Annotated in this window: 25 protein-coding genes and 1 riboswitch; of the genes, 13 read left to right on the top strand and 12 right to left on the bottom strand. The window is 36.0% G+C overall.

The features are described from left to right. Nucleotides 1-11: 11 nt before the first annotated feature. Both QNH24_RS24585 and QNH24_RS24580 read right to left on the bottom strand, forming a co-directional pair. The gene (locus QNH24_RS24585) at nt 12-1421 is read right to left on the bottom strand and encodes an alpha/beta hydrolase family protein (protein ID WP_283869973.1); all 1410 of its coding nucleotides are present in this window, start codon (nt 1419-1421) and stop codon (nt 12-14) included. 116 nt (nt 1422-1537) lie between these two features. Continuing rightward, a complete protein-coding gene (locus QNH24_RS24580; protein ID WP_283869972.1) occupies nt 1538-2179 on the bottom strand; it encodes a TetR/AcrR family transcriptional regulator in 642 nt (213 codons plus the stop codon). A 291-nt stretch (nt 2180-2470) separates the two neighbouring features. Here QNH24_RS24580 and QNH24_RS24575 point away from each other — a divergent pair, with 291 nt between their 5' ends. Continuing rightward, nucleotides 2471-3745 (top strand): SMI1/KNR4 family protein, encoded by a 1275-nt coding sequence (locus QNH24_RS24575; protein ID WP_283869971.1) that lies wholly within the window; start codon nt 2471-2473, stop codon nt 3743-3745. A gap of 30 nt (nt 3746-3775) precedes the next feature. Beyond that, nucleotides 3776-4951: a DUF4272 domain-containing protein gene (locus QNH24_RS24570; RefSeq protein WP_283869970.1), complete on the top strand. Its 1176-nt coding sequence runs from the start codon at nt 3776-3778 to the stop codon at nt 4949-4951. 43 nt (nt 4952-4994) lie between these two features. Here the strand turns inward: QNH24_RS24570 and QNH24_RS24565 are convergent, their stop codons facing one another. The 3 genes from QNH24_RS24565 to QNH24_RS24555 form a co-directional block, all read right to left on the bottom strand. Next, on the bottom strand, nt 4995-6419 hold the full coding sequence (locus QNH24_RS24565; protein ID WP_283869969.1) for an erythromycin esterase family protein: 1425 nt from the start codon (nt 6417-6419) through the stop codon (nt 4995-4997). Between the two features lie 183 nt (nt 6420-6602). Next, nucleotides 6603-6956 carry a hypothetical protein gene (locus tag QNH24_RS24560; protein WP_283869968.1) on the bottom strand — a complete coding sequence of 118 codons (354 nt, stop codon included), beginning with the start codon at nt 6954-6956 and terminating at the stop codon, nt 6603-6605. Nucleotides 6957-6978: 22 nt separating this feature from the next. Next, the gene (locus QNH24_RS24555) at nt 6979-7674 is read right to left on the bottom strand and encodes a DUF2225 domain-containing protein (RefSeq protein WP_283869967.1); all 696 of its coding nucleotides are present in this window, start codon (nt 7672-7674) and stop codon (nt 6979-6981) included. Between the two features lie 295 nt (nt 7675-7969). Here QNH24_RS24555 and QNH24_RS24550 point away from each other — a divergent pair, with 295 nt between their 5' ends. Both QNH24_RS24550 and QNH24_RS24545 read left to right on the top strand, forming a co-directional pair. After that, complete coding sequence (locus tag QNH24_RS24550; protein WP_283872940.1) at nt 7970-8743, top strand: Cof-type HAD-IIB family hydrolase; 774 nt, start codon at nt 7970-7972, stop codon at nt 8741-8743. 155 nt (nt 8744-8898) lie between these two features. After that, a complete protein-coding gene (locus QNH24_RS24545; protein ID WP_283869966.1) occupies nt 8899-9489 on the top strand; it encodes a DedA family protein in 591 nt (196 codons plus the stop codon). 40 nt (nt 9490-9529) lie between these two features. Here QNH24_RS24545 and QNH24_RS24540 read toward each other — a convergent pair whose 3' ends face one another. From QNH24_RS24540 to QNH24_RS24520, 5 genes are all read right to left on the bottom strand, one after another. Then, nucleotides 9530-10267, bottom strand: a complete 738-nt coding sequence (locus tag QNH24_RS24540) for a cyclase family protein (protein ID WP_054771294.1) — start codon at nt 10265-10267, stop codon at nt 9530-9532. Between the two features lie 125 nt (nt 10268-10392). Beyond that, a riboswitch (SAM riboswitch) is annotated at nt 10393-10499 on the bottom strand. A gap of 223 nt (nt 10500-10722) precedes the next feature. After that, nucleotides 10723-11133 (bottom strand): YuzC family spore coat inner layer protein, encoded by a 411-nt coding sequence (locus QNH24_RS24535; RefSeq protein ID WP_283869965.1) that lies wholly within the window; start codon nt 11131-11133, stop codon nt 10723-10725. Between the two features lie 649 nt (nt 11134-11782). Continuing rightward, entirely contained in the window at nt 11783-13357 is a 1575-nt protein-coding gene (locus QNH24_RS24530) for a helix-turn-helix domain-containing protein (protein WP_283869964.1), read from the bottom strand. A 72-nt stretch (nt 13358-13429) separates the two neighbouring features. Then, entirely contained in the window at nt 13430-14392 is a 963-nt protein-coding gene (locus QNH24_RS24525) for an ABC transporter substrate-binding protein (RefSeq protein WP_283869963.1), read from the bottom strand. A gap of 142 nt (nt 14393-14534) precedes the next feature. Then, a complete protein-coding gene (locus tag QNH24_RS24520; protein ID WP_283869962.1) occupies nt 14535-15719 on the bottom strand; it encodes an MFS transporter in 1185 nt (394 codons plus the stop codon). Between the two features lie 108 nt (nt 15720-15827). Between QNH24_RS24520 and QNH24_RS24515 the strand changes: the two genes are divergently transcribed. Further along, nucleotides 15828-16211: a winged helix-turn-helix transcriptional regulator gene (locus QNH24_RS24515; protein ID WP_283869961.1), complete on the top strand. Its 384-nt coding sequence runs from the start codon at nt 15828-15830 to the stop codon at nt 16209-16211. 55 nt (nt 16212-16266) lie between these two features. Here the strand turns inward: QNH24_RS24515 and QNH24_RS24510 are convergent, their stop codons facing one another. Further along, on the bottom strand, nt 16267-17112 hold the full coding sequence (locus tag QNH24_RS24510) for an aldo/keto reductase (protein ID WP_054771297.1): 846 nt from the start codon (nt 17110-17112) through the stop codon (nt 16267-16269). Between the two features lie 421 nt (nt 17113-17533). Here QNH24_RS24510 and QNH24_RS24505 point away from each other — a divergent pair, with 421 nt between their 5' ends. From QNH24_RS24505 to QNH24_RS24470, 8 genes are all read left to right on the top strand, one after another. Then, nucleotides 17534-17974 (top strand): VOC family protein, encoded by a 441-nt coding sequence (locus QNH24_RS24505; protein ID WP_054771298.1) that lies wholly within the window; start codon nt 17534-17536, stop codon nt 17972-17974. Nucleotides 17975-18175: 201 nt separating this feature from the next. After that, on the top strand, nt 18176-18844 hold the full coding sequence (locus QNH24_RS24500; protein WP_283869960.1) for a response regulator transcription factor: 669 nt from the start codon (nt 18176-18178) through the stop codon (nt 18842-18844). Next, nucleotides 18841-20226, top strand: coding sequence for a sensor histidine kinase (locus tag QNH24_RS24495; protein ID WP_283869959.1), 1386 nt, complete (start codon nt 18841-18843; stop codon nt 20224-20226). The genes QNH24_RS24500 and QNH24_RS24495 overlap by 4 nt, the downstream gene beginning before the upstream one ends. 127 nt (nt 20227-20353) lie before the next feature. After that, nucleotides 20354-21265, top strand: a complete 912-nt coding sequence (locus tag QNH24_RS24490) for an ABC transporter ATP-binding protein (protein WP_054771299.1) — start codon at nt 20354-20356, stop codon at nt 21263-21265. Then, on the top strand, nt 21262-21972 hold the full coding sequence (locus QNH24_RS24485; protein WP_283869958.1) for an ABC transporter permease: 711 nt from the start codon (nt 21262-21264) through the stop codon (nt 21970-21972). The genes QNH24_RS24490 and QNH24_RS24485 overlap by 4 nt, the downstream gene beginning before the upstream one ends. Continuing rightward, nucleotides 21973-22710 (top strand): ABC transporter permease, encoded by a 738-nt coding sequence (locus QNH24_RS24480; protein WP_054771300.1) that lies wholly within the window; start codon nt 21973-21975, stop codon nt 22708-22710. It abuts the gene before it with no gap. Between the two features lie 29 nt (nt 22711-22739). Beyond that, nucleotides 22740-24005, top strand: coding sequence for an erythromycin esterase family protein (locus tag QNH24_RS24475; RefSeq protein WP_283869957.1), 1266 nt, complete (start codon nt 22740-22742; stop codon nt 24003-24005). 85 nt (nt 24006-24090) lie between these two features. Next, a complete protein-coding gene (locus QNH24_RS24470) occupies nt 24091-24249 on the top strand; it encodes a DUF1540 domain-containing protein (RefSeq protein WP_283869956.1) in 159 nt (52 codons plus the stop codon). Between the two features lie 66 nt (nt 24250-24315). Here the strand turns inward: QNH24_RS24470 and QNH24_RS24465 are convergent, their stop codons facing one another. Continuing rightward, the gene (locus QNH24_RS24465; protein WP_283869955.1) at nt 24316-24558 is read right to left on the bottom strand and encodes a group-specific protein; all 243 of its coding nucleotides are present in this window, start codon (nt 24556-24558) and stop codon (nt 24316-24318) included. Nucleotides 24559-24609: the final 51 nt, after the last annotated feature.

The following is a 24609-nucleotide window of genomic DNA, read 5'->3' as shown; positions in this document are numbered from 1 at the left end:
CTTTATATGCTTTAGTGTAAAGTTAAGTTTATTTCCGGGTGTGCCTTCTGTATTTCATTTAATTTATTTTCATGGATTCCTTTTAAATTTTTATCAAAAAAGCCAAGTGATAATTCATTAATTAATTTATAAATTGCATTTACATCAGCTCCGGATTCATTAATAATCGGCGAAACGGCTGCTAAATCTGTAAAACTTCCGTGATTTGTTTTCGGAATAATAGCTGTATAGACACCAGGTTTTTCAATTGTTTTATTTCTTAGATAAGATTCTACAAACAATTCATCACGATTACCAGGTTGTTGGCTATATGCCTCCTTCATAAAGTTAATGGATGCCTCAGCGTTCATCAGCATAAAGGGCTTTGCAGGTCCATTTGCAGGCATTGAATCGCCATACAATCCACCATCCATATCAATTGCTGCTTTAATACGACTATCCTTTACTAGCATTTGAGTAGAAGTAGCGCCGCCAAAAGAGTGACCCAACATACCAATGCTGTCAAAGTCAATTAGTGAGGCTATTGTATGGAAATTTTTATCAAAATTAGCTTTGATAACCTCATCTAAAACAAATGATGCATCCTGCTCCCAAAGTTTGATGCGATTATTCAAGAATGTAATTGTGTTTTCAATTGGTGTAAAATCAACTCGATCGCCATCAGGGAATATGGTTGTTGTCGCGTCACCTGTAAAATTTAGAGCAACAACAATATAGCCATGACTCACTAATTCCTCTAGCTGAAAGGTATTTTGGCGACTATATAAACTCATGCCATGTGCAAATAATAGAAGTGGGAATTTTTCTTTGGATTTTATAGGTGTCGCATCCTGATAAGAGTGGGTTTTCGTCAATCCTAAATGTGTTGTAGCAATATAGGGAAATCCCTGTGTCGCTGCCAATTGCTCTGATAACGCATCTATATGTTCAAAGTAGGGAGAAGGCTGTCCTGTCCCTTTTTCAGCAGGATAATATACCTGAATCATTAATTCGCGATTCACCTGATGATTAGGCACGACAAATTCCTTGCGATTCTTATCGATAAGGTGAAATGTCTGAGTTCCTACTGTATATTCTCCTGTTGGCTCTGGAAAAGACATGATTGGAAACAACTTTGGTAATGTGAACATTGCAAAAGTGGCCACAACAATACCTAAAATTTTAATTATTTTCATGCTTAATTTCTTTGAAACAATTGTACTTTTTGGCTTCACAAAAACCTGTAGTGTTAATAACAGCAAAACAATATAAGCAGGGATCATACGCCAGTTAGCACCAATGGTCGTAATTGTTCCAAATAACAAACTATAATTGGCTGCTATCACAAATAGATTTATTCTAGTTACCCCACGTTGTCTAAAAGTCAGTGAGATGCTCGATAGTAATAAAATAATTGTAAATAGTACTTCTAAGGTTTTCATCATTTATCTCCTTTAACATACATACGAATGTATGTATTTAGTTAAAAATGTTTCAATCATATATACATACGAATGAATGTAAAAGATTAAAATAATAAACTACATAAAGTAGTCTACTATTCCTGAACTTTATCAAATAATGCTAAAAAAACATCTTTCAAATCATCGTTCATAAGTGGCATACCGATTCCTTTGAACATCAAACTTATATGTTCAATTTTTTGAATAAATTCAGCTCGGCTTACACGAAATATTTCAGGATTCATCCAAATATCAAAAAGCATTGTAAAGGTTTCAGCTGCTTGCTTGGGAAAAGCAACTTGCAGTGATCCGTCTCGATTGCCCTCATCAATAATTTTTTGAATACCTGGTGCAACAACTTGTACGCCTTCTGTGATGCGACTATAAACAAATTCAGCAGAATTCATTTTAAAAGGAATTGTGGATAAATCTTCTTCCTTTACGCTTTGAGAAATTGAATAGGAAATGCCTTGTCTTAAACGTTCTAAAGCATTTAAGTTTTTTAAATCTGATATGTCGTTAAAATAATTATTTGCTGTTAGCATTTCCTTTGTGATGGCATCAATAACATCAGCACGGGTTTTAAAATGATGATAGAAGGCTCCTCTAGTAATATCCCCCACATCATCTACAATCTCTTGAATCGTTACATTGTCCCAACCGTTTACAGTAAATAATTTAACAGCTGATTCAATTATTCTTTTTCTCGTAACTTCTGGATATTTATTTCTGGCCATAAAATATCTCCTTATAGATACATTCGAATGTATTTATAATACTAGAGGCAGTTCTCTAAATTGTCAACAATAGACTATTTGTGAGACTCACTTAAGAAAATTAGAAAAGAACTAGTAGAGGTAAGCCATTTAGCATATATTTTGAGTTTGAATGGAGGTAAGATCCGCGTGTTTTTAGGTAAATTAAAGTCTACTCCTAATAAGTAAATGGGCTTCTGACGATACATTTAATGGGGAAAAAATGTAGCACACTTTATCTGAAAGTACTTTTCTTTACATGGAGGAATAGTCATGCAAATATGGATTGATCGATGGACATATTTATTAAAACAGCTTGAACAACAAGGAGCTTGGATGCATCCACTTGAGATAAAGCCTGTAGCGACTGAGCAAGAGCTATCAATGGTAGAGATGCGGCTTGGTGTTCCGATTCCTTCTGAGTTCCGTGATGTATTACTTCATTGTTCTCGACAAGTGGGAGTGTATTGGTCTTTACCTGATGAGGCACTACTTCCTATTGAGCTGGACACGCCTTTAGGTAATTTTAGTTGGAGCTTGGAGGAACTCGAATTCCCTGATTTTGGTGGAGACAGTGAAAATGAAGATGAACAACTATACCTACAATTTCATACGGCTGGAAACGGTGATGCACTTCTTATGAAAGTTGAGGATGGTTCCGTTTGGTATTGGAGTCATGAGGAGGATGAGTTCGACCTGCTAGCCTGGAGTTTTAGGGATTATATAGAGAGGGTTACAACTTTAGGATGTATAGGAGTAGATTGTGGACAGCATCGACAGTTTTGTAGTGAGGATGGACTGGATTTAAGCCTGACCAACTCTCAAATCTGGCTAAAGTGGCTTGAACAATATGTAACTACAACATGGAAGGAAGCTATATATCATCTGGATTCTTTACTGATATATGTATCGATGCATGGTGTGAAAGAGGAAAAAGTTCAAAAAGCATTTACACGGTTCGATTCTAGAAATGTGTATACAGCACTTCGAAATCAAATTGAACAATCACTGCGTCTAGTAGATAAAGAAGCATGGTGTAAGGTTCTAGTAAAGGTTTGTGCAACTGAGGCAAGTGATTGGGTAAGGACATTTTGGAAAGACCAAAATAGTATGCCTAATCGGATTCGAGATTATTTAACAGCCTTCTGTCTACCAGAAGAAGAGGGGCTACCTCTTGTTCTTCAAGATATTGAGAAAGAGCAAATCGATTCCTATACAGCTTTACATCGACTACGTCATTTTCATAGCTCAAAAACGATAGCTTGGATGAAACCCTATGTTTCCTTTCCGATAGGTGGTTGGGATCAACTTTTAGTCGAATCACGGCCGAGTGCAGAAACATTATTTGAGTGGTTGAATGGTAGCGAACCAGAGCGCCTAACAGCTATACGAGCAGTATGTCAAATGATGCAGCAAGAAATTAAGCCTTCAGCTCAAGTAGATAAGGAGAAATGGCTGCCATTGCTTGCATTTTGGAAGGACAATGAAGTACTACGAAAAAATAAACAGCTATTTAACCAAGCTCTAGAAGGCTTGAATCATTGGTGAAACCTATTTGATTGTAAGGAGGAGAAACGCTTGAACTATTTTACTATATTTGCTTCTTTGAATAATATAGAGGATATCGATTGTAAGATTTCTGATGTTTTTAGTAAAGGTTTTACTGTTGAAAAAAATGAAGATGAGTATCTCATAAAATCCAAAGCATTATTTAATAAATATAAATTGATAATTAGAGTGATGTCTGAAGATACAAACCCAGAATACTTTGCGAATAATATTCCTGGAATGATGGGCTTTTACAACAGTATTCCTTTTGAAGATGACAATTTAAAAGAATTAGTGTTAACGCAAATTTCTGTGTTAAATTCAGTAATTGCAATTGAATCTGAAAAAGAGATAAAGGATGAACAGATGCAGTTATTTACAAACCTACTATCAGTGATAGGGGGTATTGGCTTTGTACCAAATGGCACCTTATTAGACAAAGAAGGAGAAGTCATTGTTTATCCTGATGGACAATCGGGACCATCCAACTTTAGACCTTATGCCTGTACACAAAAGGTGAGGGGACAAGAGGTGACATCGGAAGAAGGCTATCAAAGAAAGAATAAAACAATAGCCTATTTAAAAGAAAAGGGTATTCCATATACAGATTCACTCCCGCAACTTCCACCAATTGAGGCTTGTCAGTTTAAAACCAAAGAGGATATTGCTAGGAGAGCTGCAGCTTTACTAATTGTTATTCAATTTGCTTGTGATGTGGCACAAGGAGAAAATGTAGAGGAATCAATAGACTTTTTTATCAGTATGTTGCGTAAATATGAAGTAGAAGACATTCTAACTGACAAAGAAAGAGCCTTTTTATATAGTCAACAGCCAAATGCACAGGAAGCCATTAATATTTCATGGCAATATGAGGCTTATTGGACACTAATTTGGGTACTTGGATTTGTTGACAAGCTTGATTTTCCTGATGAATTATGTGATTGTGAGTATGCTATTCAAGTTATTTCTAACTGCGAAACGTTTGAGCAATTTTATTTTCAAACTACGATGCGTAGCCAGGAAGAAATTTTGAATGAAGCCGACAAAATATACAGGCTACACTGGGCTTGCGTAGACAATCGCATACAAAACAGAACGGCTCCTGCTGGTATAAATGAAAGTATTGTTGTGGAAAGGCGCAGAGGCCTATTCTGGTTGATTGGTCATCAAAATGAAGACTGGGATACGATTTCAATGGATACTTAAAAATAGCAAACTAGAAAAACTAGTTTGCTAAATGCTATAAAATTTATTCGATGTAATTTGGAATACTTACTTTATCGATTAAAAGGATGCCATCAAATTGATCACGAGGAACAAAGCTCTCTTGTATAACTCCCCAACTATAGGATATACGTGGCTCAAACATCCATGAATTCCCTCTTTCATTTTGGCGATTTCGTAAATCAATAAATGTGTATGGCTTCTTCGTTGAGGAAAGGATATCCTCAGTAGATCCTTTGACTGGAGGTAATACAGACCAAGTTTCACGTGCATTGCTTGCATTTTCTCCACTTGCCATATATAGACCAAGTACATAGCTATATTTTTTATAAATGTCTGGTAGACGTTCACCCATTAAGTTTAGCGCATAAGGGGAGCCCATTACTTCAGATTGGGCCTTGCGAATATGATCATTATGTGCCCAAACAATAAACTTTTCAGTCGGATAAATCTCATCTGCTAGCCAAAGTAAATTTTCCAACATGCCTTGATCCCGCCATTCCATAGTTTTAAAGAATGAATCATATTTATTTTGCTCAATATCAATGTTTGATTGAATAGATAGTTCTACATACTCTTCTGCTAAGCGTATACGGTCAGCTAATGTACGTTCCATAAGCTTTGTAATATGAGGCTCGCTCGGATATGCTGCTTTTAACTCTTTCTCTTTAAGCTGTACTTGTGATTTTACTTGTTTATACACATCGATAATGCTTGGTTTGGCCTTTTGATATCCTTTTAAATCTTTGCTGTAGGTCCAATCTACAAGCTGATTCTCTACTTCACTGAACTGTTTAGCAAGCTGATTATTTTCTAGCCAGCCCCCATCTGTAAAGGCACCTTGTTGTTGAATATCAAAGCCAGCTAACATTAAAGGCTGCTCTGTAGCTTGAGTTTTCTTAGTATACTCAAATAACGATAGGGTCTCTTTTGACCACCATACCTCAAAAATCCCATCCTTCATCGTCTCCAGAGCCACTTGCTTGTCAATTTGTCCCTGAGCATTCATAACGTTTCCCATGCCACTTTCAAAGGCAAGGACGTTGTAGCCCATTTCTTGGTGTAAAAACTGAATGATACGTGTTTTTGCTAGGCTAAACTCTGCTACACCATGCGAGCTTTCCCCTAAAAAAACAATACGCTTATCGTGTAATAAGGGCTTTAGCATCTCTAAATCTTCAAATTTACTGGATGCAATTTTTGTTGATTCAAAGGATTCAGGCTGAATGGAATTTAAACTATATGCATGGTCATTCACCCAATTCTTCCAGTCTTGTAGTGCTTCATTGGACGTACGAGCTTGCTTTACTTCTGATCCCTGCTCTAAACTTGTCTGCTCTGCTATCCTTGGAGCAGCCACTGCCGCATTTGCATTCCCATTAAATGCTATAAAACTTGTCAATGCAATGCTTAAAGATAATAGCATTTTATTTCTTTTCCCTTTTGTCACTGTGCATCAATCCCTCGCAATAGATTGAACCCAATTATACGCAGGTAAGTTTAAAGTTAAGGAGATTTCTGTTTAAATTTTGTTTAAATTTGGATTTACGTCTTGAATCAGGAAGATAGATTAAAAAACCTCCAAAAGTGTGATATCTAAAAGATAGGACACTTTGGATGTGTTGTATTTAACTTATTTATAGTGGTATGTACTAGCCCTGTGATTGTTGCGTTGTATTTGATTAAACCATGCACGATCCTTTTCTTCCTGCTTTAATGTATTAACGATTGCTGATGAGCAGCTAATACAAATTTTTTTCTGTGTAATTTGCCCACAACGTTCACAAGGGGCACCTAGATTAGGGAAAATTGACTTTTTTAATTTTCCTGCCTTCACCCATTTATAAAGCAGCTCAACGGAAACCCCCGTTAATGCAACGACCTCATCATTTGTTAAATAGCGATTATTTTTTCTAAGTAAAAAGTGATGTAGTTCCGAAAATATATCTTCCTCTCTCACATCAATTGTTTTGACAAATCGGTGCATAGTAACTTCTCTCCTTATCCTTTCAATTGATAATTTTTCCAATATCTTCGTTTAAGATGATTGACTGTTCATCATACTTATAATTTTCCCAGCGATTGCGAGCCAATTTACGATATTTATTGGAAACATTTCGATCTGCGATTAATCGAGAGAATCCCTTTTTCGCTTCAGTCATGTCGCCAAGTCGTAGGCTTAATTCTGCATGTAAATATTGAATTCTTTCACTACCTTCTTGATTGGATGCAAATGATTTACTGTAAAAATCTCTTGCCGCAAAAAGGTAGCGCATTTCTGATTCCTGATCCTCTTTTAAGCGATATAACCAGGCAATTTTTAAAGCGAAATTTGCCATAAGAAGTGATTCTTCCATAGAGGCTCTGGACACTAAATAAGCAAGCTTAAAACTTACAATGGCATCATCCACTGTACGCTCTTGACAGATATTCATAGGTTTTTGAAGCTCTTTAATGTACAGCTCATCGATAAGGAGCATGAAAGGCCCATAGGTTCTAGTCATGGATTTATGGTAGGCATAGCCACAAAACGGACAAACAGCGACTTCATATAACAATGGATTTAAGCCCTCATAGACGGGCATGAAATCTGTTTGCTCTTCGACAATTTTATAACGATTAGGACGTACCTTATAAGTGGTAAAGTGCTTTTTGCAAAACTTACAATCCACACTACTTTCATAGTAGTAAATGTTAAATGCCATAAGAATCAACTCCTTTACCCTGATTTATTAATTATTTCTTTTGTTCTATATTTACGATTGGTATTATCGTTCAATGTATTTAATTGATTATCTTTTATTTTAACAATTCTATGTTCTTTGGTATACTCCTTTAGCATTATTAAAGTGAAAATATTATTACTTTTTTGTTTGTTGAGGTTTCTATATGTATTTGCAATAGTGTTTTTCAGTATAATGAATAAAAGTTAAATGGATTATGCTTTAATGTAGGTATTTGTAACTATTTATATTGATGGATGAAAATGGAGTGTGTATGATGGATTGCAAAATTGTTTTTTTTGACGTAGATGGAACACTTATTAATTATGAAGATGGCTGTATTGAAGAAAGCACAAGGAAGGTAATAGATGAGCTAAAACAGAGGAGAATTCGTATTGTTGCGGCTACAGGTAGACCTTTATCAATGTGTCAAAGTTTAAGAAACATGGGTATAGAGACATTTATAACCGCAAATGGTGCATATGTTAAGCATCAAAATCAGGTAATACATAAAGTACCAATTGACAAAAATATAGTCCAAGCAGTTCATGCCTTTGCTAATGAGAATAAACAAAGTCTTTCATTTTTTACAGAACAATTATTTATGAATAACGTACACAAGCCAAGGACACTTAAAGCCCTGCAAGAAACATTATCTTTATCTAAATTTCCTGAATTTCATGAAAATATTGTAGAGCAGGAAATTTATCTAATGTGTTTATATGCTAATGAAGATATTGAGCAAATATATACAGCACAATTTCCTCATTTAAAATTTAAAAGATGGCATCCGTATATTACGAATGTATTGCAATCTGATATTTCCAAATCGATTGCTGTTCAGGCTGTACTTGATTATTTCAATTTAAGTTCTGAGGAAGCACTTGCGTTTGGCGATGGCGATAATGATATAGATATGTTAGAACAGGTTGGTTTTGGGGTTGCAATGGGGAATGCAAGTGAGGCATTGAAGAATAGTGCTGATTATATAACGAAGAAATCCATTGAAGGGGGTATATATCATGCCTTGAAAGAGCTACAAATAATTTAAGAAAGTAATTATTTAGAATCGTATAATATTTTTAGTAAATTTAGAGGGGATGTCAAAGTAAAAAATGATTGAAGCTATAGCACTCATAATGTTAACTACATTGAGTATGATAAAGCTAACGTAAGTTATTAAAATGCTTTAGGTGGGATGATTTTATGGCACATCATGTACAATCTCTTATTGAACATTACGGGTATTTTGGCATAATTCTTATCCTAGTTGGAGGGATTGTCGGGCTGCCTATTCCTGATGAAATATTTTTAACATATATAGGATATAGTGTATATCGAGAAACACTAGAACATGTTCCAGCATTACTTAGCGCAACTATCGGGGCAATAGGTGGCATTACTTTAAGTTATTATATAGGTTATCGATTCGGGCTACCTTTGTTACATAAATATGGCCCGAAGATTCATATTACTAAGCAAAAAATTAATTTTACTAAAAAATTATTTACGAAAATAGGACCAGCCTTATTACTGATCGGTTATTTTATTCCAGGTGTACGCCATCTTACCGCATATGTAGCAGCCATTAACAACTATCCTTATAGAAAATTTGCCATTTTTGCTTATGCAGGCGCGTTTATTTGGACATTTACTTTTATTACATTAGGAAAAGTATTAGGTGAGAAATGGCGCTATGTGGGATTTTACTTATCTCACTACAGTATTTATCTTATCGTAGTATTCATCATATTAATGTTGGTCATTTATTATTTTTTCAAAAAAAGAAATAAATAAGGGTCTGATTCTTCTAAGCGAATAAGACCCTTATTTATTTTTAAGGTAAGATGGCAAATGAACGAACAGGGAATCCAGACGCTCTTTCTGGTTTCGGTACAATATTGAATATGACAGCCCCTTTTGGCGGTAGCTGATCCAAATTTGTTAAAAGCTCAATTTGATAAGTGTCTTGCTCAAGTACAAAATATTCACCATCTAACTTACCATTTTTGCGAAAATCCGCTGCTGAATCAGTGTCGAAAGTCTCGTGACCAATAGCGTTAATTTTTCGTTCTTTAAATAAAAACTGTAATGCCTCTAATCCCCAACCTGGTATATGATTATGACCCTCAGCATCCTTATTATTAAAGGCATCCTTATTAGGCCAACGCTTACTCCAATCGGTACGTAGGGCAATAAACGTACCTGCTTCAATTTCTCCATGCTCAGCCTCAAAGTCAAGAATATCCTGAACACTTAAGGTAAAATCATTATTTTGCTCGGCTTCCTTCGATTTATCAATCACGATTAAGGGTAGTACTAATTCTTTTAAATCCAATTCTTCTAAAAAACGTGTGTCCCTAACAAAGTGGATAGGTGGATCGATATGTGTTCCATATTGTCCAGGAAAAGTGAATTGCTGCGCAAAGAAACCATCATCATGTGAAAATAGGGTTTCAAACTTTGCATCCTCAAACATAAAGAAGTGAGGTGAATTTGGTCCAAATGTATGTGTTAAATCCACCCATTTTCTTGATTTTAATAGCTGCACTGCTTGTAAAAGTTCATTCGACATCGTATTTACCTGCTTTCTATTAATAGTATGAGTTATTCCCTGCTTGTCCTTCTTGTCCAATCATAACCACAAAAAAGAGTCCTCCTTGGAGAGAGGACTCTTGTGCAAAGCAACAAATGTTAGTCTTCTCATCTTCAAGGCAAACATTTTTGCCAATTGGAGTTAGCACCATACCTAAAGGCTGGTTGCTGAGACTTCATAGGGCCAATCCCTCCGTCTCTCTTGATAAGAAATGCAATATAAGAATTTTCAGAAATAACGATACAAATACATTAGCATATTTATTTATAGTTTACAAGTTCAATAGGGATACATAGATTTGCAATTATATTAACTAAAAGGATTAGAGGGATTCATAACTGGCAGAAAAACCATGCTCACTAGAGGTTTTTAGGTGCAAGATAAATGGACAAGAGGGTTCTTATGAAAAGAGCCCACTTGTAGAAAAGGCGCTGTCACCAGCTTAAAACTAATGAAAGCTTACAACATTCAATATCTGTAAATACTATCCGAATATTATCTGGTGTATAGTTTGTTTCAAATGTCATAGTAATACCAGTCGAGATGATTAACCTTTCAACTTCTGATTTATTTGATTTTTGTGCGGCATCCATAAGATCATGTGCAAATTGTTCTGATCCGTCAATTTTATCTGTAAGTAGCTGAATCTGCTGCATAATTCTCTTTACTCGCTTGGCGGAAATTTTCAGCTTATTTGTATTGACGGCTGGAAACGGATTTGTATTTATTGGGTTTGTTGGCATAGCTAAATATCTAGCTGGTTGGTGAAGTGCTGGAGGATTTACTATTGCCAATGTTGGATAATAGGTAGGATAGACAAAAATCGGATAAGGGTTGTAATACAACTAAACTCCTCCTATCCACTTGCTAATACTATATCTTATGTGCAGCGGGGACTTTCGGTGTTCGCTACTTCTATGGTTTCACGTCTAGGGTATTATCAAATTAATACCTAGGATGAGTGAAGAGATAATTTAGTCGATTGAAAGTAAGGAACCTGATAAGAGAAAGGGTTAGAGCTAATCGAAAGTGAACCAACCTGATCAAAGAGGAGCCTAAGCCGATCAAAAGTGGAGGCAACCCGATTGAAAACGAGCTCAGGCTGATCAAAAGTGGAAGAAACCCGATCAAAAACGAGCCTAGGCTGATCAAAAAAGCAAGGTACCTGATCAAAAACGAACGCAGCCTGATCAAAAGTAGAGGCAACCCGATCGAAAAAGAGCTCAGGCTGATCAAAAAAGCAAGGCACCTGATCAAAAAGGAGTCCAAGCTGATCAAAAACGAACGCAGGCTGATCAAAAGTGGAGGCAACCCGATCGAAAACGAGCCCAGGCTGATCAAAAAGGAGTCTAAGCCGATCAAAAGTGGAGGCAACCCGATCGAAAAAGGGTTCAGGCTGATCAAAAACGAGCCCAAGCCGATCAAAAACGAATAACACTCACCCAATCAAAAAAGAAGGCTTCGCATGTGTATAAGCCTTCCTTTCATAAATTTTTATCCAAGAACACGTAAAACATCATCTATTTTTTTGTTATGGGAGAGAATGCCGTAGTTCATCCATGTTAAGAAATCAACCTCGTAGACACAGTTGTTTTTTGCTGCGGGAAGGTTGCTCCAGGTAGGAGATTTTAGTATTACTCGTTCCTCTCCCTCGAAAATCGAATGTTGTTTGTCAAAGGTAATGAATAAATGATCGGCATCTAAGTGAATAAGCTGGTCAATTGTTAGATGTGTTTTTCGTGTATAATGTGGGATATTCCATACAGATTCATGGGGCATTAAGCCGAGATCACGATATAGAATGGGGCCCGTATAGCCGCATTCGGGTCCTGCATAGAGGCTGATGCCAATAGCGGAGATACGAAGAAAGGCTACGCTTTGTCCATATACTGATTTTTGAAGCACTTTTTTTGCCTTTTGCACTTTTACCTCATACTGGTTAATGACATCCTTCATAATAGCCGTTCTACCTGTTAAGTCGGCTATTTGGAACAATGTAGTTCGCCAATCTTCACCTGGATGTGAGAGATGATAAGTGGGAGCCAATTGATCTAATTGATGACAAGCTTTCCAGCGCTCTATCCCTTCATCTAGCATAATTAAAGTTGGCTTATAATGAAAAAGTTGATCCATTTGTCCTTTTTCAATATCAATATCAGGTATTTCTTGTAACCCTAGATAATCCTGTTTGCCCCATTTTGAATGGCTAAATTGAGCGATGGGTGTAATACCTAATGCCACTAAAAAATCCTCTAAAAACGGTGCGAATATACGAGGGTTATTACTTTGGCCACGACGATATTGTCCAGGAGAGATACCGACATGCTCTTTAAAGCGGCGGTTAAAATAATATTCATTGTTGAATCCAACTGTTTGGCTGATCTCAAAAATACGGTCATTCGTTGTTACTAGTAATTGCTTGGCTTTTTCAAGACGAACATTGTTTAAAAAGTTGAGTGGGATTTGACCAGTAATGTCCTTGAATATACGAGAATAATTCCAGCGTGGCACAGCCGCTAATTCTGCCAATTGCTCAACAGTCCAATCCCGTTCATAATGCTTTTGTAAATATTTGATGGACTGCTCAACGGACTGACGAACACTTTTCTGCTGCTGATTAGGTACATTTTGATTCATAATGAATAACATAAATTCTTGGAAGCGTACATGTTGCTCAAATAGCGATAGCTCATCCATTGCTAGACGGTGTCGATAAATGATTTCTAACAAATTAGTACATTGAGAAAAAGGATGGCAGCCTAGTTCTTGAAATTGTGTAAAAATAGAAAAGCAATCCGTCTGACTTTCTTGCAGTTGGATGATTTTAAATGTTAAGTGATAAAAGCACAGCACCCCACTTTCATTGTGAACATTTATTTTTTGATTAGGAGGAATGAGCACACACTTTTCTTCAGTAAGATGGATAGTTTCATGATCACAAATTAGCTCTCCATGGCCGCTTATAACTACAACAAGGCTATAATGGTCACAATGATGTAGTTGCCACATTGCTGATGGAATAGAATATGAAACTTCTTGTAAGTGAAATATTTGCGATAAACCACTCATATTTTTCTACCTTTCTATAAATAGTTTTATTTAAACAACGCAAAGAAAGCCCTAAGAGAGCTTTCTTTAAAATTATTTTACGAACCATTTTTCAAGGTCATCGTATTTTAGTAGATTTGCAGTTATAGCTCCAGATTGCCAATATGTTCGGTCAGCAATATACACGTTTCCGTTTTTTACTGCAGGAACTGTATTCCAGAGCGTACTATCTAACCATTTAATCGCATCCTGGTTTTCTTCAGATTCCCATGTTCCATTAGAAGGGAAAAGAATAATATGATCAGCGTCTAATTTAGGTATAGCTTCTTCTGAAAGTATCTCATGAAATTCCGTCATATCACGGGCTAGTGGGTGAGGAGTAAGTCCCACCTCAGTGTAAATATAGCCAGAATATCGATTTTTAACGCCAAATAATGCTAGTGTTTTATCGGCTACATTTAAACGGACCACAGCGACTGTTTCATCCCCAACGGACTTATCTAACTCTGCCTTTAAAGTCGTAATACGTTGCTGATAATTTTTAACAACCTCATCTGCTTTATCAGGAATGTTTAAGACATCAGCAATCGTTTTAACAATTGCCTGTGGATCTGCAAGGATTTCCTCTTTTAAACGATAGGTAGGTGCAATTTTAGAATATTCCTCGTATTTTGCTTTATCAGCCGCACCATCTACAATGATTAAATCTGGCTTGGCTTGCAATAAAGCCTCCATGCTTCCTGTAATATCAAATTCTGGTGCATCCAGTTTTAGATAATCCTGTTTCCCCCAAGCTGGATGATACCATTGGACAGTGGGCTTTACCTCTAATGCTGTTAGATAATCCTCCAAGTATATGGCCGCTACTCGCTGAGGCTTTGCGGGAATCTCTACCTCCCCAAATTCATCTTCTACAGTCCGTGTTTCCACTATTGATTGATTCTCTTTAGCAACATCAGCTTTCTCCTTTGATTCCTCCTTCGAACAAGCTCCTAAAACAAACGTCAACACGATTAAACAAAATAATGCTAACGAAAATGGTCGAATCTTATGCATTGCCATTCACTCCTATAATAAAGGTATTAGTAATTCAGAATGATAATCATTCTCGATTAATTCTACTAAATTATAGGGCACATCATTTAAACAAACAATACACATTCTCTACTTCTTTCTTATACAAAATAAAGTACAAGGATTATTGTTTTTTGTTATCAAAAATTAACCATAATAGTGTAACAATCGCTGCAAGCATTACCATTAGGAATCCGTATAAGGGCGTATGAGCTAACGATTGATGGCGAATAATAAAGCCGCCAATATATGATCCTAAAAAGATACCAATATTAAAAGCCGAAATATTCAATGCTGAGGCCATTGAAATAGCTGATGGCACATATTTTTCAGAAAGAAGAACCGCATAGAGCTGCAATCCTGGGACATTCATAAACATAAATAGCCCCATGATTAGGACCATGATTAATCCGATAATTGGCGATTCGAGAGTGGAGCCAATGCCAAGTAACGCTAAGGCAAGTCCCACAAAAATAATAAAGATGGAACGAAGCGGATTCTGATTAGCGAAATGACCGCCTAATGTATTACCAATAGCAACACAAATCCCATAGATAACTAATATAATGACTACAGCATGTGGCGAGTAACCCATATATTGCTCTAAAATTGGAGAAACATATGTGTACACAACAAAGGCACCACCATATCCAATTGCTGTAATGAAAAGGATTAATAACATGCGAATATTGCCTAATACTTTGCCGATATCACGTAAAGAGATTGGATTACCTTTTGATAATTGGCTAGGTACTAACAACGCATTACTATTTAAACCGATAATCCCAATAATGACGATAAAGATGAATGACATACGCCAGTCTGTTACTTGTCCAATAAACGTACCAAGTGGGACACCAGTCACCGTAGCTAATGTTAAGCCTGTAAACATAAAAGCAATTGCACTTGCTCGTTTATTTGGTTCAACTACATCGGCTGCTATAACAGAGGCGATGGACATAAACACACCATGTGCTAATGCTGAAATAATACGTCCAATTAATAAAATTGAGAAATTAGGCGCTATAGCTGCGGTTAAGTTCCCAACTATAAAAATAGTCATAACCAGCAATAAAACAGTTTTTCGACTAAGACGAGATGTTAAGGCTGTTAATAATGGAGCCCCAACAGTTACACCGAGTGCGTATATAGAAACGGTTAAGCCAGCCGTGCTTAAAGATATACCAAAGTCATCTGTAATTAATGGTAAAAGTCCGACACTAATAAATTCAGTGGACCCTATACCAAATGCACTGATGGCAAGTGCCAGTAAGGTTAATTTAGCACTTGGCTTTTTTGAATGTGACATACTACTAATATCTCCTTTGATTTTTTTTATTATGTGTAGTAATATTCATACAACCCAAAAGTTATGTAGAGTACTTTTAGTTACTTTTGAATATTACAGGAGGTTACAATGCAAAAAATTTATAATATTGGTGTTGAAGCTACACTTGAAGTCATTGGTGGTAAATGGAAACCGGTTATTCTTTGTCATTTAAACCACCACGGTAAAATTCGAACAAATGAGTTTCGACGATTGATTCCAGGAATTTCACAAAAGATGCTTACAAGTCAATTAAGAGAGTTAGAGCAAGCTGGATTAATCAATCGAAAAGTCTTTAATCAAGTGCCGCCAAAGGTTGAATATTCATTAACACCCTATGGACAGGGCATGGAACCTATTTTGAACATGCTTTGCACTTGGGGCGAAAAACATGTTGAAGTATTACAGGATAAAGGCGAAGATGTCATTTTAAAACAACATGACGACGATATAGCCATGCAGCAAACATCGTAATGAGGGAAGAAAGAGACTGTCAAACATAAGACAGTCTCTTTTTCCTTTTTAATGCTTATAGAGCAAAGTCGTATTCATCTGGATTTGGTCCAACACGTTGTTCAAGATTCATCGCATTGATGATAGCCATTTCTTCGTCTGTTAAAGTAAAGTCAAAGATATCAGCGTTTTGCATCATGCGTTCTCTGCGCACTGATTTTGGGATCGTGATCACTCCATTTTGTACATCCCAGCGCAAAATAACTTGAGAATTGGATTTTCCATATTTTGTTGCTATTTTTGAAATAGTTTCATCTTCTAGAAGTCCACCCTGCATTAAAGGTGCCCATGCTTCAAGTTGAATTTGGTGTTTGTCACAGAATGAACGAAGCTCCACTTGCTGTAAACGAGGGTGGAATTCCACTTGATTCACAACAGGTTTAATACGAGCAAATGATAATAATTTTTCTAAATGTGCAACAGTGAAGTTACATACACCAATTGCTTTGATCTTGCCTTGTTCATAAAGGTCTTCAAGAGCCTTCCAAGATTCAACGAATTTATCTTTACCTGGCCAATGAATAAGGTAAAGATCTAAATAATCTAAACCTAACTTTTGTAAGCTCTCTTCATAGGCAGCAATTGTTTCATCATAGCTTAATCCGTCATTCCATACTTTTGATGTAATAAACAGATCTTCACGACGTAAACCAGTAGAAGCTAGCGCTTGTTTAATTCCTTCCCCTACACCTTCTTCATTGCCATAAATAGCGGCAGTATCGATGCTTCGATAGCCAACCTCAATAGCGTCTTTAACCATCTCAGTAGTAGCATCATTCGGTACTAGAAAAACACCTAAACCCATACCAGGCATTTGTAGGCCGTTATTTAATGTAATTGTATCTTGTAAATGATTAATCATTTTAATTCCTCCAATTGTTTAATGACTTGCTTGCTATTTCATTATGATGTCCCGATTAGGCAAAAAAAAGTACGCACTTTTTCGTGTCATAGAAACGTAGAGGTTACTTTTGTGAGTTGACAACGGTTGGGGTGAAAAACTTTTTTAAAATATAGTTTTCGATATATACAATTAAAAGATTAATTTAGCAAGTAGAGGCGGAAATACGAGAAGTCATGACAGAATTATGGGCATTTAGAAAGCTCTTACCTATATGAAATGAATGCAAAATATTTGCCAAAATTAATATGGGATGTTGTGGCATTAAATTGAACCGAAGTAAACGAATTATTCGATATTATTAACGGAATAATCCCCATAAAAGGAATTTTTGGCTTAAAGGAGAATTTAAGTAATAATACTTTATAAAGGGGATTGGAAAGTGAATCGTTTAAATTTAATCACATTGGGTGTTAAGGATATGGTGGAGTCACTAAACTTTTACCGAGAAGGGCTTGGCTTTGAGGTTGTGGTGTATGGAGAGGAAACTGCCCCTGATGTTATGTTCTTTAATAATGGGGGAACAAAAATATCACTATTTCCAATTGAACGTTTGGTCAAAGATATTAATGAAGCTAATCCACCAGAAATTGGCCATGGCTTTGGAGGCATTACTCTTGCTTATAATGGCAAATCAAAAGAAGAAGTTAATCGGGTATTTGAATTAGCTAAAAAGGCTGGAGCTAAGATTGTGAAAGAGCCCGAAACTGTATTTTGGGGTGGCTATAGCGGCTACTTCCAAGATCCAAATGGCTACTACTGGGAAGTAGCCTATGGTGACATGTGGCAGTTTGACGAAAATGATATGCTGATTATTCAATAATGATTTGATGCAGAGGTAGCAAACTAGAAGAGCTAGGTTGCTATCTTTTGTTATGATTTCCGGTAAGTTTTTATAGATTTTGAGAGTGTTATATGTATTTCTGATTTTTGGTTATTATATTGTCTTTAATTTAAGGATAAATGTATAATGCAAAATATGGTTCTTTACAATAACTTTTCCGATAGATAGGGAGGATGAGCCTTGTTTCGTATACTGTACATAGAAGATGAAAAAGAGATTGGACAATGGGTCACGAAGGATTTAATGGAGAGAGGCTACGAGGTAACGTGGCTGGAATCGGGTGAAGAGGTCGACAAGCATATAGCATTTAAGGATATCGCGATATTAGATGTTATGCTACCAGGATTAGATGGCTTTTCAATTGGTAAAAGAATTAAGCGAGAAAATAAGGAAATCCCCATTTTAATGCTTTCTGCGCGTACTGCCGTAGAGGATAAAATAGAGGGGCTGAACTTTGCTGACGATTATTTAACAAAACCATTTCATCCTGATGAGCTTGTTGCACGCGTTGAGGTATTGTTAAGAAGATATCAAAAGAATGATGATGTACTAGAGCTTCAGCATCTTAAGATTTTTACAAAAGAAATGAGAATTATTCATACAGAGACAGATGAGGAGATTCAATTAACAGGTAAGCAATTTTATTTATTTCAATATTTTATTCGCCATTTAAATCAAATCCTAACAAAGGAGCAGCTCTATGAAGGTGTGTGGGGTGAAAGCTATATAGAGGGCGATAAAACGTTAATGGTGCATATACGCTACTTAAGAGAAAAAATAGAAATAAATCCAGCTAGGCCAACAATTATTGAAACGATTCGAGGCATTGGCTATAGGGTGAAGCTATGAAGATTTTCCGTCCATTTAAATTTCTACGATCCCTATTAGCGAAGTATATGCTGATTATTTTTCTAGCCATTTCTATTGTTCAAATAGCTTATTTCACCCTAGCTGTATTTGTGTTAGAGATTGCTAAAAAAGAACATGGGGATATAGTAACAAAAGCTGAAATTACAAGCGAAGTGGAGGAAAAATGGCATTCTGAAGCTAAAAGTATAAAAAACTTTACAGATGAAGTAGTTTCTCAACACTTTGAAAAATGGCAGGAGCGATATCCTAAAGCATCGATGTTTTGGGTAGGCGAAGATGGTACATTGCTCACCACATTAAATGTAATGGAACAACTACCATCAAAATGGACACCTGCTTTTACTACAAAGTTCATTAAAGAACGTTATGGAGAGGATCCATTCACCATTATTGCCTTTTTAGGTGAGGATGAATCAAATGGATTTATCGTTTTTGAGATTCCTAGAGATGTATTTACTCCACCACTTAAACATGTTTATGAAGCATATGGAACTTTTTTATTTATCGGTGTTATTGCCATTATTTTATTTTTCATTTTAGTCTCCTTTTTATTTTTCAAAGGTATTAGAAAGCGACTATTACATCTACAGGAAGCGATGGAGATTCGTGATGTCGATGGATTACCTGTTGAGATAGATGTAAAAAAGATGGATGAGATCGGTCAGCTCCAGCAAAGCTTTAACAAAATGGTCTGTGAACTTAGGGACAGCAAAAATCGTGAGCTGAAGGAGGAGCAGCTACGACGAGAGTTGATTGCTAATCTTTCACATGACCTGCGTACCCCTTTAACAAAAATTAGAGCGCAATCCTATTCGATTAGTAAAGAAGAACTTACAGAAGAAGGACGGCAGGCAATTAAGGCAATGGAAACATCAATAATAAGCATCGATGCTTTAATAGAAAATCTAATGTCTTATACATTGCTGATGGCAAGTAAATATAAATATGAAGCAAAGGAAATCAATGTCCTGCGATTTGTACGTGAGCATATGTCAACATGGTATCCCGTATTTGAGAAGGAAGGCTTTGACATTGATATTGAGCTGCATTCGTTTGAGAACAACAAATGGCAAGTTGATCCAATTTGGCTCGGGCGTATTTTTGACAATTTATTACAAAATGTTTTACGTCATGCTAACAGCGGAAAATATATTGGCGTTAAAACAGAGTCAACTGAATACTATGATGCATTTATTATAAGGGATTGCGGAAACGGCATGAAAAATGAATCTAATGCGAAAGGAGCGGGTATTGGTCTATCTATCGTTGATATTATGGTAAAAGGCATGTTCTTAGATTGGGATATATGCTCAAGTGAATCTGGTACAGAAATCAAGATTAAACGCTATAAAGTAAAATAGAAAAATAAATCTGTGAGACGTCAGCTTGATGGTCTGCAGATTTTTTTTATTTTTTAAACAAAATTTAAACTTGCCCCATACCTGCTTTTAAACTTCGAAATTTATGATATTTACAGAGGTGAGGACAATGGAATATATCGTACAAACAGAAAATTTATCAAAAAGTTTTGGAAAAGAGCAGGCTGTATCAAATATAAATTTAAAAATACGTAAAGGAGAAATATACGGATTTTTAGGTCCGAATGGAGCGGGCAAAACGACAACCATACGTATGCTTCTTGGGCTGATGAAACCATCTTCTGGAACAATTAAAATCTTTCAAAAGGATGTAACGAAGGATCGAATCAATATTTTGGCAAAGGTTGGTTCATTAGTAGAGAACCCCTCCTATTATCCCCATTTAACAGCCTATGAAAATTTAGAGGCATTAAGAAAGATTTTAGGTGTGCCGAAATCACGCATTGATGAAGTATTAGCAATCGTAAGGTTAAAGGATGCAGCTAATAAAAAGGTAAAGGGCTTTTCGCTAGGTATGAAGCAAAGGCTAGGGATTGCTGCTTCGCTGTTACATAATCCTGAATTATTAATTTTAGATGAGCCAACGAATGGTCTTGATCCATCTGGTATTATCGAAATTCGGAATCTAATAAAGCGACTTCCTGCTGAATATGGAATGACAATTATTATTTCAAGTCATCTTTTATCAGAAATTGATCAAATGGCAACACAAGTAGGTATCGTATCAAAGGGGAAAATGATCTTTCAAGATTCCATTGAAGCAATGCGTAAATCTGCTCAGCCAAAGGTATTTATTAAGGTGAGTGATGCTGAAAAGGGTTGGCGTTCTTTAGTAGCTCATGGCATAAAGGCAGAACATAAGGAAGGGCTCATTTCGTTAGATGAATGCTCAGATGAAAAGGTAGCACATATTGTACAAATTCTCGTACAAGAAGGAATTTTGGTTTATCGTGTAGAGGAAGAAAAGCGTTCATTAGAGGATATATTCCTACAAATGACAACAGGAGAGCAATTGATATGATGGGGAAACTATTAACTTCTGATTTTTTGAAAATTAAACGCAAAGGATTATGGTTTTTGACGGCATTAGGCCCAATAGGTGTTGTTGCCCTACAAATGGTGAATTACGGTGTAAGGAAGGACTATTTGTTAGAGCAAAGTGAGGACGATTGGGGCTATTATTTATTAAATATCCATTCATTTACCCCACTTGCAATTGTTCTGGGTATTGCTATTTTAACTTCATTTATGGCAAGTATTGAAAATGAAACGAATGCGTGGAAGCAATTAATCGCACTGCCAGTCTCTAAATTTACGGTGTATTTATCTAAATTTTCTGTGCTAGCCATATTATTGTTGCTGTCTTCCGCACTTTTAACGATATTGACACTAGCCTATGGAGTGTTTTTAGATCTAGGCGATAGCATCCCATATTCAGAGATTATGAAATATGGATTTTATCCTTATTTTGCTGCATTGCCAATCTTAGCACTTCAGCTTTGGGTGGCAAGTGTTTTCCATAATCAGGGGATTCCTATCACAATCGGTATCTTTGGTGTGATGTTTACCTATTCTGCATATGTATTACCTGATTGGATGATTTGGAAATGGCCATCTTTAATGAATGAATGGGATGAGCCCCTTATGAATGTCATGCTTGGAATAGGCATAGGTGTTTTGCTGTATATAGTAGGAATGCTAGATTTTGCTAGAAGGGATGTTAAGTAAATGTGGTCAATAGTGAGCGCTGAATGGTTTAAACTACGAAAGTCAAAAATGGTACCAATTATATTAGCTGGGCCCATAATAGGACTTTTTATCGGATTAACATCGAATTTAGAATCGGATATGGAAGGTCTACCTATAAATAATTGGTACATTCCTTTATTTTCAATGAATTTAACGTATGCATTATTATTTTTGCCGTTAATTACAGGGGTTTTTACAGGCATTATTTGTAGGTATGAGCATCAATCTGGTGGCTGGAAACAGCTTTTAGCATTACCAGTGACAAGAGGGAAAGTATTTGTAGCTAAATATGTTTTAGTAATGCTTTTGGTGATGGCAATGCAATTATTATATTTATGTTCAATGATTGCAGTAGGTATGATAAAAGGCTATGTGGACCCTTTTCCAATGGAGATTGTATGGAAAAGCATTTTTGGTGGATGGGTAGCAACACTTCCTTTAGTAGCACTACAATTATGGATGTCCATTATGTTTAAGAGCTTTGCGGCACCCTTTGCAGTTAATGTTATTTTCACATTACCTTCTATACTAGCCATTAATTCTAAGACTATTGGACCTTATTATCCATGGGCACAGCCATTTGCTATGATGTATGTAGGCGGTAATACTGACGATATATTCTTTGTGCCTTGGGAGCAATTAATAACGGTTGTAGGCGGAGGGTTCTTACTGTTTTTCCTTGGAGGCTATTTATATTTTCAGAGAAAAGCTGTATAAACTTTCTATAAAATTAAGGAGATTTTCAAATGATATTTGTTAAAAGAAGTTTTTTATTCATTTCAGTACTTTTTCTTTTGCTAGCATTAACGGGCTGTGGCAAGGGAGAAGCTATTAAAGATGCTTCCACATATACTTCTACTATAGAAGATATAGATATTCCGGATGATGTAAAAATAATTGGATTCGGAGAAGCGACTCATGGGAATGTTGAATTTCAATCATTAAAGAAAGATTTATTTCAGGCTCTGGTTAAAAATGAAGATGTTCGTGTCTTTGTTTTAGAAGGAGATTTTGGAGGAGCTCAGCAAATTAATCAATTTATTTTAACTGGTGCTGGTACTGCTGAGGAAGCTGTTAAAGCTCTTGATTATGGTATTTATAAAACCGATCAAATGATTGAGTTTGTGCAATGGATGCACGATTATAATATGACAGCCGATGAGAACAATAAAGTCTATTTTTATGGTAATGATATGCAGCGCTATGATTATAGCAAAAAAGGGCTGTTAGATTATTATGAAATAGTTAATAGTGAAGAAGCTGCTGAATATAGGGCACAGCTTGAAGATGTGACAAACAAGACTATGAGAGATTTAACAAATAGTCAGCTAAAAGAGCTTGATGAAAATATAGACGCCATCATCAAGGATTTGCAAAGTAATAAAGATGCTTATATAAAAGAATCATCAAAAGAAGCTTATTTATTTGCTGCACAATATGCACAAATTATGAAGCAGCGCACGCAATTATTTTTAAATGACAGTGATTATATGAATCTTCGTGATAAATATTTAGCTGAAAACTTACAGTGGATTGTTGATTTTGAAGTGGCTCAAGGCCATAGTAAAGTACTAATGTCTGCTCATAATGGGCATATAGAGAAAACTTCTGCAAATGCAGCAGGCTATAAATCAATGGGACAATATTTAGAGGAAATGTATCAGGACGATTATTTTGCTATTGGGACTGACTTTGTAAAAAATACATTCCAGGCACAAAATGCTGGGTCTGGTGAAAGGAAAAATTTCACAGTTGAGCATCATAACGCTTTGGTGGATGCTTTTAGTGATGTCCAAGACAACATTTTCTTTGTAGATTTTGAACATGCAAAAAAATCGAATGAGCTTGCAAACATCCTCTCTGAAGCACAAAGAATGGGCAATATAGGGGATGATTTCCGCCCTTGGTATAAGCTTACCCAAATGCTCTATACAATAAAAATGACACCAGCTGATGCATATGATGGCATAATCATTGTACAAGAAGCAACACCAACAAAAATTATTGAATAGTATATATTAGCTACCTGCAAAAAGGCATAACAGCGTATTGTTTATCTCTAATTTGTTAAAGATAACAAAGAGGAGGTGTGAGACGATGGCACAAGAAATTCTTTGTGAGGTCAATAACTGCACATTTTGGGACTCTGGTAATAAATGTACAGCAGAAAAAATTTACGTTGTCAGCCAGAAGGGGCAACAAGCTTCAAATAGCGAAGAAACAGATTGTAAAACATTTGAACCTGAAACGCATTAATGAATGGTCAAAAGGGTAATCAAGCATATGATTACCCTTTTCTCCCCATTTTATCCGATTAGCTTTTTAATAGGCGTCTACCTTTTCCTTTTGAAATAAAAGTGCATGTGCATTTTTCACTTTTTCCTCTACATAATCTAATGAATATTTTCCATATGAATCTGTTAAATCCCCTATTGCTCGTGATAAATTATCAATAATAGGGATTAAGATCTCCAACTGTGTAAGCTCCTTGCCTTTGTTCATCTCATCCATGATTTCATAAGCAAGGTGTTGAATCGTCCTAAGTCGCATTTTTTCAGATTGCATGGAATCCTCCTTATAGACCAATTTATGATGTCTATATATATGCCCCGTTAT

The sequence above is a fragment of the Lysinibacillus pakistanensis genome (assembly GCF_030123245.1).
Taxonomy (GTDB): Bacteria; Bacillota; Bacilli; order Bacillales_A; family Planococcaceae; genus Lysinibacillus; species Lysinibacillus pakistanensis.
This window is presented reverse-complemented; position numbering and strand designations above follow the sequence as displayed.